Below are 14,090 nucleotides of genomic sequence, written 5' to 3'. Positions count from 1 at the left end.
ATAAACAGCTATGCTCTACTGGCAGAAAAAAACCGCTATTAAATAGCGGTTTTAGCTTTATTTTCCTATTCATCATTTGACTTACATCTGTCTATCGACTCTGACATAACCTTGCAAATAGACGACACGCACCTCATCGTTAACATTAAAAATCATGCCTTGATCAAAATCTTGGATCACCATAACCTGCTCACCAGAGTCTAACGTAATCATCATCTCAACTAATTTGAGCTCTTGATAATAGGAACTATCACCATAACGATTGCCCACTCCAGCCCCCAACAACGCACCTAAAACCGTGGCGACATCTTGGCCTGAACCACCGCCAAATTGATGGCCAATAACACCGCCAATTAATGCTCCACCAAAGGTTTTCCAACCGCTGTTACGATCTTCAACCAGCTGTTTTTCAGTAATATTACGTACAGAGCTGACTTGTCCAAACTCAACCTTTTCGACAGGAACAGCTTGATTACGATTATAAGAATTAGCATAAAGCGCACTTGAACTAAAAATTAAACAGATGACAGTGAACACGACAAGATAAGGTTTCAACATAAGACTTTTTCCGCTAACTTTAAGGATAAGTATATTTATTAATCTTACTCAATTGTGAACTCACTGTCTTATTTAAATCATGATCAGCACGGTTTCCCGCCGCCAGAACAAGCATTACGAGATCCCAATGGTCTGCTAGCAGTTGGCGGAGACCTTAGACCTGAAAGGCTACTAAACGCATACTACAATGGTATTTTTCCTTGGTTTAACCTAGACGATCCGATTTTGTGGTGGTCTCCTGATCCACGAGCTGTATTTGTTCCCGGTAACATGAAAATCAGTCGCAGTTTGCTTAAGTACTTAAAAAAGCAAGACTGGACCTACACCATTAACCATCAATTTAAATCAGTTATGGCGGGCTGTGCCGCCCCTAGAGCTAAACAAGATGGTACTTGGATATCTGAAGAAATCCAGCAAGCCTACTACGCACTACATCAACAAGGGCGAGCTCATTCACTGGAGGTTTGGCAAGGAGAAGAGCTAATAGGCGGGCTATACGGCATTAATATTGGCCAAGTTTTTTGCGGTGAATCCATGTTCCATCGAACAACGAATGCCTCTAAAGCTGCTATGATCGTATTACAGCAACATTTGCAGCGCTGTGGTTATAGGCTTATCGATGCGCAAGTTGTTAACCCCCATTTAGACAGCCTTGGCGCAAAATCGATAAAACGAGACGATTTTTTAAGGTTACTCACCCACTTGAGAGATGGTGAGGTTAACCCTGATAGCTGGTGTAAATCCGAGGTGTTTATTGAACTCTAAAACAAGACAACTTGCAGTCGGTAGAACCAAAACCTTTCCTTGTAGTTATTTAGACGCCAAGCAAGAACAATTAATGGTGCTACAAGAGGATGTTATCGATGCTGCACTATTTGAACAATTACTGGCGTTGGGCTTTAGACGCAGCGGAAGCATGATATACAAGCCACAATGCCCACAATGTAGTGCCTGTCTGCCAATCCGCTTGGCTATTAATGAATTCAGCATTTCAAAGCGACAAAAAAGAACATTAAAAAACAACCAAGATTTAAATTGGAAAATTGTTGATCATAAAACCGAGCAACAATACCAACTCTATGAACGCTATGTGAATACTCGCCATGGCGACGGTCCTATGTACCCAGCCACGCCAGAGCAATATGACAGCTTTGCAACTGCGAGCTGGATGCAACCGCTGTTTATTGAGCTACGTTTAGAAGACAAACTAATCGGTGTCGCAGTAACCGACGTATTGCCTCATAGTTTGTCTGCTATCTACAGCTACTTTGATCCTGAATATCACAAACGCTCGTTAGGCAGCCTACTCATTTTATTGCAGACTCAAATTGCTAAAATGATGCACAAGCACTTTTTGTATTTAGGCTATCAAATTGATGAATCGAGAAAAATGAATTACAAACGCGACTATCGACCACATCAAATTTTGACAAACTCAGGCTGGGTCACAGAGATCAACTGCAAAAACTTATAAATTTATCACCCACTAAGCGCTAGATAGCGTATATACTCAACCTTTGCTTTACAGCAAGGCTAATTTGCGGCATGATACGCCCGTTTTTATTATTTGAAGGCTAACAGGATAACTGATTAATGGCGAAAGAAGACAACATTGAAATGCAAGGCACAATCCTTGAAACCTTGCCAAATACAATGTTTCGTGTAGAACTTGAAAATGGTCACGTAGTAACGGCACATATTTCAGGAAAAATGCGTAAAAACTACATCCGTATTCTAACGGGTGACAAGGTAACGGTTCAGCTGACACCTTACGATTTGAGCAAAGGACGCATCGTCTTCCGTTCACGCTAAGTTATTAGCCTATATAACGTATATGAAAAAGCCGGCAATGCCGGCTTTTTGTTGTCTAAAATTTATCATTTCAAAATGATGACATAAATGCCCTGTGGCAGCGGCATTTATTTTTAGGCTATTGTGTCACTTTTTCTAACGATTCAGTTGTGATAGTGATTTCATCACCTTTAACGTCGATTTTAGCGATACCGCCTTTTTCAAGCTTACCAAACAAGATCTCATCCGCTAATGGCCGTTTGATCAAGTCGGTAACGACTCGCGCCATAGGGCGAGCGCCCATCGACTTATCATAGCCTTTCTCGGCAAGTAAGGTTCTCGCCTCGTCAGTCACTTCAAGCGTTACAGACTTATCATCAAGCTGTGCTTGCAGTTCCACCAAGAACTTATCGACGACCTTAGCGATAACAGTCATATCAAGATGATTGAACCAAATGATTGAATCAAGACGGTTACGGAACTCTGGTGAAAACACCTTATTGATTTCCGACATTGCATCTTGTGTATGATCTTGTTGCTTAAAACCAATCGACTTACGAATCGTCTCTTGTACACCGGCATTAGTCGTCATCACTAACGTTACATGCCTAAAGTCCGCTTTACGCCCGTTATTATCAGTCAATGTACCGTGATCCATAACTTGCAGTAGCAAGTTATAAACATCAGGGTGCGCTTTTTCTATCTCGTCAAGCAGCACGACACAGTGTGGGTTTTTAATCACTGCATCAGTTAGCAAACCACCTTGATCGTAACCAACATAACCAGGCGGCGCACCAATTAAGCGAGACACCGTATGGCTTTCCATGTACTCAGACATATCAAAACGCACAAGGTTAAGGCTTAGGCACTTGGCAAGTTGACTGGTCACCTCTGTTTTACCTACACCAGTAGGTCCAGCAAACAAGAAGCTACCAACAGGTTTATTTTCCCCCCCGAGACCACTTCTCGATAAACGAATAGCAGAACTAAGCCCCTCAATCGCAGGATCCTGCCCAAACACCACCATTTTAAGGTTGCGCTCTAGGTTTTTAAGTAAATCTCTATCTGAACTCGATACAGACTTCTCAGGAATACGTGCCATCTTAGCGATAATCGACTCGATTTCAGCCTGACCAATAGTCTTTTTACGTTTACTTGCAGGTTGCATCGCCATACGTGCGCCCGCTTCATCGATCACATCAATCGCCTTATCTGGCAAATGTCTGTCGTTAATATGCTTATCAGACAAACGTGCCGCTACACTCAAGGCTGCCAGGGTATAACGTACATTGTGATGCTCTTCGTACTTAGATTTAAGCCCCTGCAAGATTTTAGTGGTTTCAGCCACAGACGGCTCATTGATATCTACTTTTTGGAAACGTCGCGCTAACGCACGATCTTTTTCAAAAATACTTTGATACTCTTGGAAGGTCGTTGAGCCCATACAGCGAAGCTTACCGCCTGAGAGTAACGGTTTGAGTAAGTTAGAGGCGTCCATCACCCCGCCAGAGGCTGAGCCTGCGCCGATAATGGTATGAATTTCATCAATAAATAAAATTGCATGCTCATCATTTGCCAACTCTTTAAGCAAGCCTTTGAAACGTTTCTCAAAGTCACCACGGTATTTCGTGCCAGCTAGTAAGGCGCCTAAATCAAGCGAGTAAACTGTTGCTTTACTCATCACTTCAGGCACTTCTTCTTTTACAATTCTATACGCCAAACCTTCTGCTATAGCCGTTTTACCTACACCGGCCTCACCGACTAAAAGCGGATTATTTTTACGGCGGCGACATAAAATTTGAATAGAACGCTCGATCTCTTCACTACGGCCAATGAGTGGATCAATGCTACCACTTTTTGCCAGTTCATTGAGGTTCGCAGTAAACTGCGACAAAATGCTGCGCTCTTCTTCGCTTTCAGTTTGGTCTTCAATTCGATTAGGTTCGCCTTCTGAATCAATGTCATTCTTTGAAAAACCGTGGGAAATAAAATTAACGACATCTAGACGGGTGACATCACCAGTACGTAGCAAATAGACCGCTTGAGACTCTTGCTCACTAAAAATGGCAACGAGAACATTTGCGCCGGTGACTTCATTACGGCCAGATGACTGCACATGAAACACAGCTCTTTGCAAAACACGCTGAAAACCAAGCGTAGGCTGAGTTTCTTTGTCATCTTCTGGATCGGAAATAATTGGTGTTGTTTGTTGAATGAAGCTCGACACTTCATTTTTTAGCTTCTCTAAATTTGCTCCGCAAGCAACTAGCGCCTCTTGTGCGGCAGGGTTATCGATTAATGCCAACAACAGATGCTCTACCGTCATATACTCATGACGTGCATCTCTGGCTTGTTGAAAAGCCAGATTTAAGGTGACTTCAAGATCTTTATTTAACATAAGCACCCCCTAAAAAAATAACACAGAGTGAAGCCCAATTAGGCCTCCTCTAATGAACACAGTAACGGATGTTGGTTTTGTCTTGCAAATTGATTTACTTGTGCAACCTTAGTTTCAGCAATACCAAATGGATAAATACCACAGATCCCTTTACCTTTGTGGTGAATGGCCAACATGATCTCAGTTGCCTGTTGCTCATCTTTTTGAAAGAACAGTTGTAATATCTCGATGACAAAATCCATTGGCGTGTAGTCATCGTTATTTAAAATCACTTTATACATAGAAGGCTGTTTAAGCTCAGACTCAACACTTTCTTCTAAATGTTCAATATTTTCTGTTCTACTCATATTCCAATATTAGCCTCTAGTCTTGGCTTGTACCAATTGATTATGTTACTCAGTTCGTTCGTTGCCCAAATTCTATCAAATTATACTCAGGTACGACTTGTTAAAAAATGTTGCTTTTTTGTTAACTTTATCTTGACAACCACTTATTCAGCTTTCATTCTGTTCATTAAGCGAGGATTTTCCCCGCTGATAAGTTTTACTATCTTACTGGTAAGTGACCAACAGAAGGAAGTGGAAGTATGGCAAGCGGAACTGTTAAATGGTTCAACAACGCCAAAGGATTCGGGTTTATATGCCCAGATGCTGGCGGTGAAGATGTTTTTGCACACTATTCTACCATCGAAATGGAAGGCTATCGAACGTTAAAAGCAGGCCAACCAGTTAGTTTCGAAGTAGAAGCAGGGCCTAAAGGGATGCACGCGTCAGCAATATCGCCAACAAACTAAAATAAGTTAGATAAATCAACCTACATAAGTAAATACGCTAAATACTTATATAGCTTGATATTACTTGGCGACTAAAGAGGCGATGACAGACAAAAAAGCAGAATAGCTAAGCTATTCTGCTTTTTTATTAATCAACATAAATAAAAAAGGCTTACTACAAGTAAGCCTTCTTAAGCCAAAATGACCTAGAGTGAACTGTCAGCTATTAACCAATAATTGCGTTAAGAGTTGCACTTGGACGCATAGCTGCAATAGCTTTCACAGCGTCTAGGCGGAAGTAGCCACCTAAATCAACTGCAGGTCCCTGCGCACCATTTAGCTCATCAACAATTTTTTGCTCGTTAGTTGTTAGTAACTCAGCTAATTGCGCAAACTCAGCTTGTAACTGAGGGTCATTATTTTGTGCAACTAATGCTTGAGCCCAGTACATAGCCAAATAGAAATGGCTACCGCGATTATCGAGCTCACCTACTCGACGAGAAGGTGACTTGTTGCTATCGAGGAACTGGCCAATCGCAACATCAAGTGTATCAGCAAGCACCTGTGCCTTTGCATTACCTGTGCTTTGGCTTAAGTGTTCTAATGATGCACCTAAAGCAAGAAACTCACCTAATGAGTCCCAACGTAAATGCCCCTCTTTTTCTACCTGTTGTACGTGCTTTGGTGCACTACCACCCGCACCTGTTTCAAATAAACCACCACCATTCATCAGTGGTACAATCGAAAGCATCTTAGCGCTCGTGCCTAGCTCTAAAATTGGGAAAAGATCGGTTAAATAATCACGCAGAACGTTACCTGTCACTGAAATCGTATCTTTACCAGCTTTAACACGCTCAAGTGTGAAGCGAGTAGCCTCAACCGGTGACATAATATGTAGCTCAAGGCCTTCTGTATCATGGTCTTTTAGGTACAAGTCAACTTTCTTAATGATTTCAGAATCGTGAGCACGCTCCGAGTTTAACCAAAATACCGCAGGCGTATTTGATAAACGTGAACGGTTAACCGCAAGCTTAACCCAGTCGCGAATTGGCGCATCTTTAACTTGACACATTCTGAAAATATCACCAGCTTCAACACTGTGTGACATCAACACGTTACCGCTTTGATCGACAACATTTACAGTACCGGCATCAGTAACTTCAAATGTCTTATCATGGCTACCATACTCTTCTGCTTTCTGTGCCATCAAACCAACGTTTGGTACGCTGCCCATAGTGCTTGGGTCAAAGGCACCATTATTGATACAAAAATCGATTGTCTCTTGATAAACACCGGCATAACAACGATCTGGGATCATGGCTTTCATGTCCTTTAATTGACCGTCAGGGCCCCACATCTTACCCGATGTACGAATAGCCGCAGGCATAGAGGCATCGATAATGACGTCACTTGGTACGTGAAGGTTAGTAATACCGCGATCAGAATCCACCATAGCAAGTTCAGCACGCTCGTTATAAACAGCTGCTAAATCGGCTTCAATGACTTGTTTTTGCTCAGCTGGCAATGTCGCAATTTTAGCGTATACATCACCCACACCGTTGTTTACATCAACACCAAGCTGTTCAAATAGCTCACCGTGTTTAGCAAACACATCTTTGTAGTAAACTTTAACTGCATGACCAAATAAAATCGGATCAGAAACTTTCATCATTGTCGCTTTTAAGTGCAGAGATAATAAAACATCTTGCTCTTTAGCTAGGTTAGTTTCACGCTCATAAAACTCAACCAAAGCTTTTTTACTCATCACAGCAGAGTCAATCACTTCACCAGCTTGGAGAGCGATACCACTGCGCAGAACTTGTTCTGAACCGTCAGCTTTATTTAATACAATTGATACGCTACCAGCATCTGCAACGGTAACTGACTTTTCACTACCGTAAAAATCACCCTCATTCATATGTGCAACATGCGACTTAGAATCGGCCAACCATTTACCCATTGAATGGGGATTTTTCTGGGCGAATTTTTTCACAGAACCAGGTGCACGACGATCAGAGTTACCCTCACGAAGTACCGGGTTTACTGCACTGCCCTTAATTTTATCGTAACGAGCTTGAATTTCTTTTTCAGCCTCATTTTGTGGCTCGTCTGGATAGTTAGGAATATCATAGCCTTTGTTTTGTAGCTCTAAAATACACGCTTTCAGCTGTGGAATTGACGCGCTGATATTAGGCAGTTTGATGATGTTTGCTTGTGGTTTTTTCGCCAGCTCACCAAGCTCAGCTAACGCATCACCAATACGTTGCTCTGCAGTTAAATTTTCAGGGAAGTTTGCAATTACACGACCAGATAGGGAGATATCACGAGTTTCTACGTCAACGCCGGCAGTTTGAGTAAATTTTTGAATAAGGGGTAACAGAGACAATGTGGCTAACGCTGGAGCTTCGTCAGTTTCGGTATAGATGATCGTTGATGTTTTATCGTTCATTTTGTGTCCTACATTGATTTAAATTTAAGATTTTTATAATAATTATTTTCTATTTTTACGATTGAAAAGCAGTAACGTTTCTATCTTATCACTCTGAATTGCTAGCGATAATTTATGCGATCTTGTGTGTAATAAGCCAGCGACATTATCCGCACACCTCTCACAAATAAGAATAATTAGTTGCGGATCACACTTTTTAATTTGCCGACATCATAAAACATTCCACGCAATTTTCAAATTCCACTAAAAGCCAATGCCAAGTACAATAAGTAAAATAGTCCTATAGATGAAAAGTATTACAGCGTGACGCAGCCATTTAGTAACAAAAACAGTAATCAACAGCGCAAAACTCGCACTGCCCGTCATAACAAAAATAGCGGTCACTCAAACTCGGCAAATCGCAGCAGTTTTAAACGCAAACCAGCGGCAAAACCAAAGTCAGTTGCCAACCCGATAATCGTGTTATTTAACAAGCCATTTGATGTGCTATGCCAGTTTACTGATGAGCAAGGCCGCAAGACCCTAAAGGATTATATTCCTGTGCCCGATGTATACGCAGCCGGACGCTTAGACCGAGATAGTGAAGGCCTTTTGCTACTGACTAATGATGGAAAACTGCAAGCGCAAATTACTGAACCCAAGAAGAAAACTTTTAAAACCTACTGGGCGCAAGTTGAAGGCATACCAACTGAAAGTGATTTAGAACAACTGCGACAAGGTGTAGAACTTAAAGATGGTATGACCTTGCCGGCTAAAGTCAGCATTATGCAGCAACCTAAAGTATGGCCGCGGACGCCCCCGATCCGTGAACGTGCAAATATTCCCACGACTTGGCTTGAGATCCAGATCTGTGAAGGTCGCAATCGTCAGGTAAGAAGAATGACTGCCCATATCGGGTATCCTACCTTAAGATTAATCCGCTATAAAATAGGTCAATGGAGTCTAGATGATCTTGAAAATGGCACATATCGTCAACTCGATATGTCCAAAAAATAAGGGTTAAACCTATGACTGAGCGCTATAAACCAAATACCACTGTGGCCTGCATTATCGAGGCTCAAGGTAAATACTTGTTAGTTGAAGAGCTGATTGACGGGCAACTGAAATATAATCAACCCGCGGGTCACATCGAAGCCAACGAGTCAATTATCAGTGCCTGTATCCGTGAAGTACAAGAGGAAACCGGCCTTGTTATCGAGCCACAAGGTTTAGTCGGTATTTATCAATTTAGTGCTAGCGAAACACTGGCATTTGTGCGCTACACCTTTTATGTTCGACTCGATGAAATCCTTGAATCAAAGCCAGAGGATGCCGCGATTAACGGCTTAAAATGGCTAAGCTTAGCGCAAATAAAAGCGATAAGCAGTCAGCTTCGTAGCCCACTGGTTATAGCGTCAATTACAGATCACTTAGCAGGTAAACATTACCCATTAGATATCCTCAATGCACAATATTTATAAGCGGATTACTGATCGAAACGAGAGTCAGTTGCCTCAAGTGCAATTAAAGCTGAAAGATAAGTACACGCTAGATAGCCCAGCCACGCAATGCATGATAGAATATGCCCCCGCAGAATGCCGTAGCTTACAACGAGAAATGCATTACCTTAATCCGAATGGTTAAAGGTTCTTGGTTTACGGCAGTTCGCAGCAATATTCAGTGAACACAAGGTTTATTTAGGATTTATGACGTCAATCGAACCCACTCATCTTGGTAAAAAAGTCATCGTCGGCATGTCCGGTGGTGTAGATTCATCAGTTTCAGCCTACCTGTTAATGAAACAGGGTTACCAGGTTGAAGGCCTGTTCATGAAGAACTGGGAAGAAGATGACACGGATGAATATTGCGCCGCAGCTGACGATTTAAAAGATGCGCAAGCTGTATGCGACAAGCTAGGTATTAAACTTCATACCGTTAACTTTGCCTCTGAATACTGGGACAATGTATTTGAGTATTTTCTGGCTGAATACAAAGCCGGCCGTACCCCAAATCCCGATATCATGTGCAACAAAGAGATCAAGTTTAAAGCGTTCCTTGAATTCGCAGATGATATTCTAGATGCCGACTTTATTGCTATGGGCCACTACGTGCGTCGCCGCGATATTGATGGCACCAGCCAAATGCTGCGTGGCGTTGATGGCAATAAAGACCAAAGCTACTTCCTATACACATTAAGCCATGAGCAAGTGGCTCGTTCACTGTTCCCTGTTGGTGAATTGGAGAAAAGCGAAGTACGCGAGATTGCTAAAGAGATGGGTCTAATTACCCATGATAAAAAAGACAGTACTGGGATCTGTTTTATTGGTGAGCGCAAGTTTACTGATTTCCTGCAAACCTTCTTACCTGCGCAGCCTGGCGATATCGAAACCAGCGAAGGTGAAGTCATTGGCACTCATCAAGGTTTGATGTACCACACACTAGGTCAACGTAAAGGCTTAGGCATTGGTGGTCTGAAAAATAGTAGTGAAGATCCATGGTACGTTGTTGAAAAAGATTTAGTGCGTAACGTGTTAATTGTTGGCCAAGGTGGTAACCACCCTCGCCTAATGTCTAACGGTTTAATTGCTAATCAATTGCACTGGGTTGATAGAAAAGGCCCAGCTGATGGCTCAAACATCACAGTGAAGACACGCTACCGCCAGCAGGATGTGCCTTGTCGAGTAACTTATGACAGCGACGATATGCTACGGGTTATTTTTGATGAACCTGTTGCGGCTGTGACTCCTGGCCAATCAGCTGTTTTCTATGATGGTGAAATCTGTTTAGGCGGCGGCATCATCGATGCCCTTATACGAGATTAATCAATGAGTGATCAGTTGTTTGAACGCACTATGGCCTTCGCAGGAATTCTACAAGCGGTGGCCCAAGTTCAGTATGTTGCAAGACACGGTGACTCAGACAAAGATGCGTTAGCGGCAAGCTTGCGCTCTGTTTTAGTCACTAACCCTGAGTCAACAAGTGATGTTTATCCTGATAAGTTCGCGTTAAGAAAAGGCTATGAATTAATTGTTAGCCAGCTTGGTGATGCTAAACAAAAAGACGTTGAAGTGACCCGCTATTTAGTTGGTATTTTAGCTTTAGAGCGTAAATTAACACGCTCTTCAAACGCAATGGGCATGCTCTCTGAACGTATCAACCAAGTGCATCGTCAATTAAATCATTTTGAGATCACCGACGAGCAAGTTATCGCCAACTTTGCAGGTATATACAGTGACATTATCAGTGAGCTTGGCCCTAAGCTACAGATCTCTGGTAATCCTGAGTTTCTCAAACGTACCCAAACACAGCACAAAATTCGCGCCCTGTTACTATCTGCCATGCGCAGTGCAGTACTTTGGCGCCAATTAGGAGGCAAGCGTAGGCACCTTGTCTTCTCAAGAAAAACAATAGTAGATACAGCTATGAAAAGCCTCACCCTATAATATTTAAGTCAAGTTCATCAAGGAGCTTCAAATGGAACTTTCCGCACTAACTGCTATCTCTCCGGTAGACGGTCGTTATGGTAGTAAAACCGCCTCATTAAGAGGGATTTTCAGCGAGTACGGCCTGACCAAATACCGTGTTCAAGTCGAAATTAACTGGCTAAAGCTGCTTTCAAGCTGCCCAGAAATTGAAGAAGTTCCACCTTTTAGCGAAGCAGCTTTAGCTTTGCTTGATCAAATTAAAGACAACTTTAGCGAAGCAGATGCGCTGCGCGTTAAAGAAATTGAATCAACAACTAACCATGACGTTAAAGCAGTTGAATACTTCATTAAAGAACGTATCGCCGATAACGCAGAATTAGTTGCTATCGACGAATTCGTGCATTTTGCCTGTACTTCTGAAGACATCAACAACCTTTCTCACGCTCTAATGTTAACTGAAGCGCGTGATCAAGTGATTGTGCCTTATTGCCAAAAAGTCGTTGATGCAATTAAAGCATTGGCTCATGAACATAAGTCTGTACCATTAATGTCACGCACCCACGGTCAGCCAGCTTCACCTTCTACATTAGGTAAAGAGATGGCTAACGTTGCAGTGCGTCTAGAGCGTCAGCTAACACAGGTTTCTAACGTTGAAATTATGGGTAAAATCAATGGTGCAGTAGGTAACTACAATGCTCACCTTTCTGCTTACCCAGAAGTAGATTGGCACGCCCTATCACAGCGTTTTGTCACAAGTCTTGGCATTAACTGGAACCCGTACACAACTCAAATCGAGCCGCACGACTACATCGCTGAATTGTTTGACGCGCTAGCTCGCTTCAACACAATCCTAATCGATTTCGACCGTGATATTTGGGGCTATATCGCACTTGGCCACTTTAAGCAAAAGACGGTTGCTGGTGAAATTGGTTCTTCAACCATGCCACACAAAGTTAACCCAATCGACTTTGAAAACTCTGAAGGTAACCTAGGTATTGCTAACGCATTGATGCAACACCTTGCCGCTAAACTTCCTGTTTCACGCTGGCAGCGCGACCTTACTGACTCAACAGTGCTACGTAACCTAGGTGTGGGTATGGCTCACTCACTAATTGCTTATCAAGCAACATTGAAAGGCATTAGTAAGCTAGAAGTTAACCAAGAGCAACTTCTTAAAGAGCTAGATGCTAACTGGGAAGTATTAGCAGAGCCTGTGCAAACTGTTATGCGTCGTTACGGTATTGAAAAGCCATACGAGAAGCTAAAGGAACTCACGCGTGGTAAGCGTATTGACGGTCCTCAATTAGCAGCGTTCATTGACGGTCTTGAGCTTCCAGAAGAAGTGAAAATCGAACTTAAAAAGATGACTCCTGCTAACTACATCGGCCGCGCTGAAGCATTTGTTGAAGAGTTAAACTAATTAGCTTTTTACTCATTTGCTATTAAAGTGTTAAAGAAGGCGTTAAGCTTAGGCTTAACGCCTTTTATTTTATCTATTTTTTGCATATTCCTTGCCCATTTAAAAAAGAGCAGCCCACTCATTATGTTTACTCTTAACTTCGACCCAGCTGAATTTCTTAGCCAATACTGGCAAAAAAAGCCCATTTTAATTAAAAATGCTTTTCAACAATTTGAAGATATTATTAGTGCAGATGAGCTTGCAGGTCTTGCCTTTGAAGATGCTGTGGCATCTCGAGTGGTCGTAACAAAAACTAATGATTGGCAAATTATTGAAGGCCCTTTTGACGAGTATGAGCAATTTGGTGACGCGAACTGGCAATTGCTAGTGCAGGCATTAAACCATTGGCATCCAGATTCAAATAAGCTCATTAATGCGTTTCGTTTTATTCCCGATTGGCGCTTTGATGACTTAATGGTGTCTTTTGCCACACCTGGTGGCGGAGTTGGTGCACATATCGATAATTACGATGTGTTTATCATTCAAGGCGAAGGTCAACGTCACTGGGCTGTTGGCGACAAAGGCCACTATGCGCCTAAAAATAACGACCCGACCACCCCATTGATTGAAGGGTTTGAGCCTATTATTGATGCCGTACTTGAAAAGGGCGATCTGCTTTACATCCCACCTGGATACCCCCATCAAGGTCAAACCTTAACCCTAGCAATGAGCTACTCAATAGGCTTTCGCGCGCCAAGTCAGCAAGAGTTATTTAGTGAGTTAGCTGACTCACTTATTGACAACAACAGCGGCCTCAAGCGTTTTACTTCAAGTAACGAGCCAAAGCTTGCTAGCCAAATAAGCACTTCACATCAGCAAGACATGATGGCGTTAATTACAGAGCTTGCAGCTAATCCAGAGAACTACCAAGCGATGCTAGGTAAAATGCTCAGCCAGAACCGATTTGAATTGGATATTTGCGAGCCAGATGAACCTTACTCTGCAGAAGATATTACCGACTACCTTAGCCAAGGTGCATTACTGTATCGTATTGGAGGGCTAAAATTACTGCGAGTCGAAGCTGATAGTGAATCACGCATCTTTGTTAATGGTGAAGCATTTAACTACCCAGCACACATAGAAGCTGACATTAATAAGTTGTGCGAGAATTTTAGCTTTGATAATCAACAAGCAGTAAGCCTGATGCAAACAGCAGAAACCGAAAAGGTCATACTTGAATTACTGAATCGCGGCTACTTCTATTTTGCGGAGTAGTACCAAGCAGTAAATTAAAAGGCATCCATCGGATGCCTTTTTTA

Annotated in this window: 14 protein-coding genes; 10 read left to right on the top strand and 4 right to left on the bottom strand. The window is 42.4% G+C overall.

The window, feature by feature from the left end:
- Window positions 1-81: 81 nt before the first annotated feature.
- Complete coding sequence (locus L884_RS0108370) at window positions 82-558, bottom strand: outer membrane lipoprotein (RefSeq protein WP_028767071.1); 477 nt, start codon at window positions 556-558, stop codon at window positions 82-84.
- A 54-nt stretch (window positions 559-612) separates the two neighbouring features.
- On the opposite strand from L884_RS0108370, the gene aat reads away from it, so the two are divergent.
- From aat to infA, 3 genes are all read left to right on the top strand, one after another.
- Entirely contained in the window at window positions 613-1,323 is a 711-nt protein-coding gene (gene aat / locus L884_RS0108365) for a leucyl/phenylalanyl-tRNA--protein transferase (protein WP_028767070.1), read from the top strand.
- On the top strand, window positions 1,313-2,032 hold the full coding sequence (locus L884_RS0108360; RefSeq protein WP_028767069.1) for an arginyltransferase: 720 nt from the start codon (window positions 1,313-1,315) through the stop codon (window positions 2,030-2,032). Before aat ends, L884_RS0108360 begins: the two co-directional genes overlap by 11 nt.
- Window positions 2,033-2,151: 119 nt before the next feature.
- On the top strand, window positions 2,152-2,370 hold the full coding sequence (gene infA / locus L884_RS0108355) for a translation initiation factor IF-1 (RefSeq protein ID WP_005500725.1): 219 nt from the start codon (window positions 2,152-2,154) through the stop codon (window positions 2,368-2,370).
- Window positions 2,371-2,488: 118 nt separating this feature from the next.
- Here the strand turns inward: infA and clpA are convergent, their stop codons facing one another.
- Entirely contained in the window at window positions 2,489-4,747 is a 2,259-nt protein-coding gene (clpA, locus tag L884_RS0108350) for an ATP-dependent Clp protease ATP-binding subunit ClpA (protein WP_028767068.1), read from the bottom strand.
- Between the two features lie 38 nt (window positions 4,748-4,785).
- Window positions 4,786-5,094, bottom strand: a complete 309-nt coding sequence (gene clpS / locus L884_RS0108345) for an ATP-dependent Clp protease adapter ClpS (protein WP_028767067.1) — start codon at window positions 5,092-5,094, stop codon at window positions 4,786-4,788.
- 239 nt (window positions 5,095-5,333) lie between these two features.
- Here clpS and cspD point away from each other — a divergent pair, with 239 nt between their 5' ends.
- Window positions 5,334-5,540 (top strand): cold shock domain-containing protein CspD, encoded by a 207-nt coding sequence (cspD, locus tag L884_RS0108340; protein ID WP_012155761.1) that lies wholly within the window; start codon window positions 5,334-5,336, stop codon window positions 5,538-5,540.
- 205 nt (window positions 5,541-5,745) lie between these two features.
- On the opposite strand, the gene L884_RS0108335 is transcribed toward cspD, so the two are convergent.
- Window positions 5,746-7,968: an NADP-dependent isocitrate dehydrogenase gene (locus tag L884_RS0108335; RefSeq protein WP_028767066.1), complete on the bottom strand. Its 2,223-nt coding sequence runs from the start codon at window positions 7,966-7,968 to the stop codon at window positions 5,746-5,748.
- 303 nt (window positions 7,969-8,271) lie between these two features.
- Here L884_RS0108335 and L884_RS0108330 point away from each other — a divergent pair, with 303 nt between their 5' ends.
- The 6 genes from L884_RS0108330 (at window position 8,272) to L884_RS0108300 (ending at window position 14,046) form a co-directional block, all read left to right on the top strand.
- A complete protein-coding gene (locus L884_RS0108330; protein WP_028767065.1) occupies window positions 8,272-8,964 on the top strand; it encodes an rRNA large subunit pseudouridine synthase E in 693 nt (230 codons plus the stop codon).
- Window positions 8,965-8,975: 11 nt separating this feature from the next.
- A complete protein-coding gene (locus L884_RS0108325; RefSeq protein ID WP_028767064.1) occupies window positions 8,976-9,428 on the top strand; it encodes an NUDIX hydrolase in 453 nt (150 codons plus the stop codon).
- Between the two features lie 225 nt (window positions 9,429-9,653).
- Window positions 9,654-10,769 (top strand): tRNA 2-thiouridine(34) synthase MnmA, encoded by a 1,116-nt coding sequence (gene mnmA / locus L884_RS0108320; RefSeq protein ID WP_028767063.1) that lies wholly within the window; start codon window positions 9,654-9,656, stop codon window positions 10,767-10,769.
- Between the two features lie 3 nt (window positions 10,770-10,772).
- Window positions 10,773-11,390, top strand: coding sequence for a high frequency lysogenization protein HflD (gene hflD, locus L884_RS0108315; protein WP_028767062.1), 618 nt, complete (start codon window positions 10,773-10,775; stop codon window positions 11,388-11,390).
- A gap of 31 nt (window positions 11,391-11,421) precedes the next feature.
- Window positions 11,422-12,792 (top strand): adenylosuccinate lyase, encoded by a 1,371-nt coding sequence (gene purB / locus L884_RS0108310; RefSeq protein WP_028767061.1) that lies wholly within the window; start codon window positions 11,422-11,424, stop codon window positions 12,790-12,792.
- Window positions 12,793-12,915: 123 nt separating this feature from the next.
- On the top strand, window positions 12,916-14,046 hold the full coding sequence (locus L884_RS0108300; RefSeq protein WP_028767060.1) for a ribosomal protein uL16 3-hydroxylase: 1,131 nt from the start codon (window positions 12,916-12,918) through the stop codon (window positions 14,044-14,046).
- The last annotated feature ends 44 nt before the right edge of the window (window positions 14,047-14,090 follow it).

Origin of the sequence: Shewanella fidelis ATCC BAA-318 (genome assembly GCF_000518605.1) — a bacterium.
Lineage (GTDB): Bacteria > Pseudomonadota > Gammaproteobacteria > Enterobacterales > Shewanellaceae > Shewanella > Shewanella fidelis.
This window is presented reverse-complemented; position numbering and strand designations above follow the sequence as displayed.

Coding starts and splice junctions, on each gene's coding strand:
- L884_RS0108370 (WP_028767071.1), bottom strand. CDS start 558: ATGTTGAAACCTTATCTTGTCGTGTTCACTGTCATCTGTTTAATTTTT.
- infA (WP_005500725.1), top strand. CDS start 2,152: ATGGCGAAAGAAGACAACATTGAAATGCAAGGCACAATCCTTGAAACC.
- clpA (WP_028767068.1), bottom strand. CDS start 4,747: ATGTTAAATAAAGATCTTGAAGTCACCTTAAATCTGGCTTTTCAACAA.
- clpS (WP_028767067.1), bottom strand. CDS start 5,094: ATGAGTAGAACAGAAAATATTGAACATTTAGAAGAAAGTGTTGAGTCT.
- cspD (WP_012155761.1), top strand. CDS start 5,334: ATGGCAAGCGGAACTGTTAAATGGTTCAACAACGCCAAAGGATTCGGG.
- L884_RS0108335 (WP_028767066.1), bottom strand. CDS start 7,968: ATGAACGATAAAACATCAACGATCATCTATACCGAAACTGACGAAGCT.
- L884_RS0108325 (WP_028767064.1), top strand. CDS start 8,976: ATGACTGAGCGCTATAAACCAAATACCACTGTGGCCTGCATTATCGAG.
- mnmA (WP_028767063.1), top strand. CDS start 9,654: ATGACGTCAATCGAACCCACTCATCTTGGTAAAAAAGTCATCGTCGGC.
- hflD (WP_028767062.1), top strand. CDS start 10,773: ATGAGTGATCAGTTGTTTGAACGCACTATGGCCTTCGCAGGAATTCTA.
- purB (WP_028767061.1), top strand. CDS start 11,422: ATGGAACTTTCCGCACTAACTGCTATCTCTCCGGTAGACGGTCGTTAT.
- L884_RS0108300 (WP_028767060.1), top strand. CDS start 12,916: ATGTTTACTCTTAACTTCGACCCAGCTGAATTTCTTAGCCAATACTGG.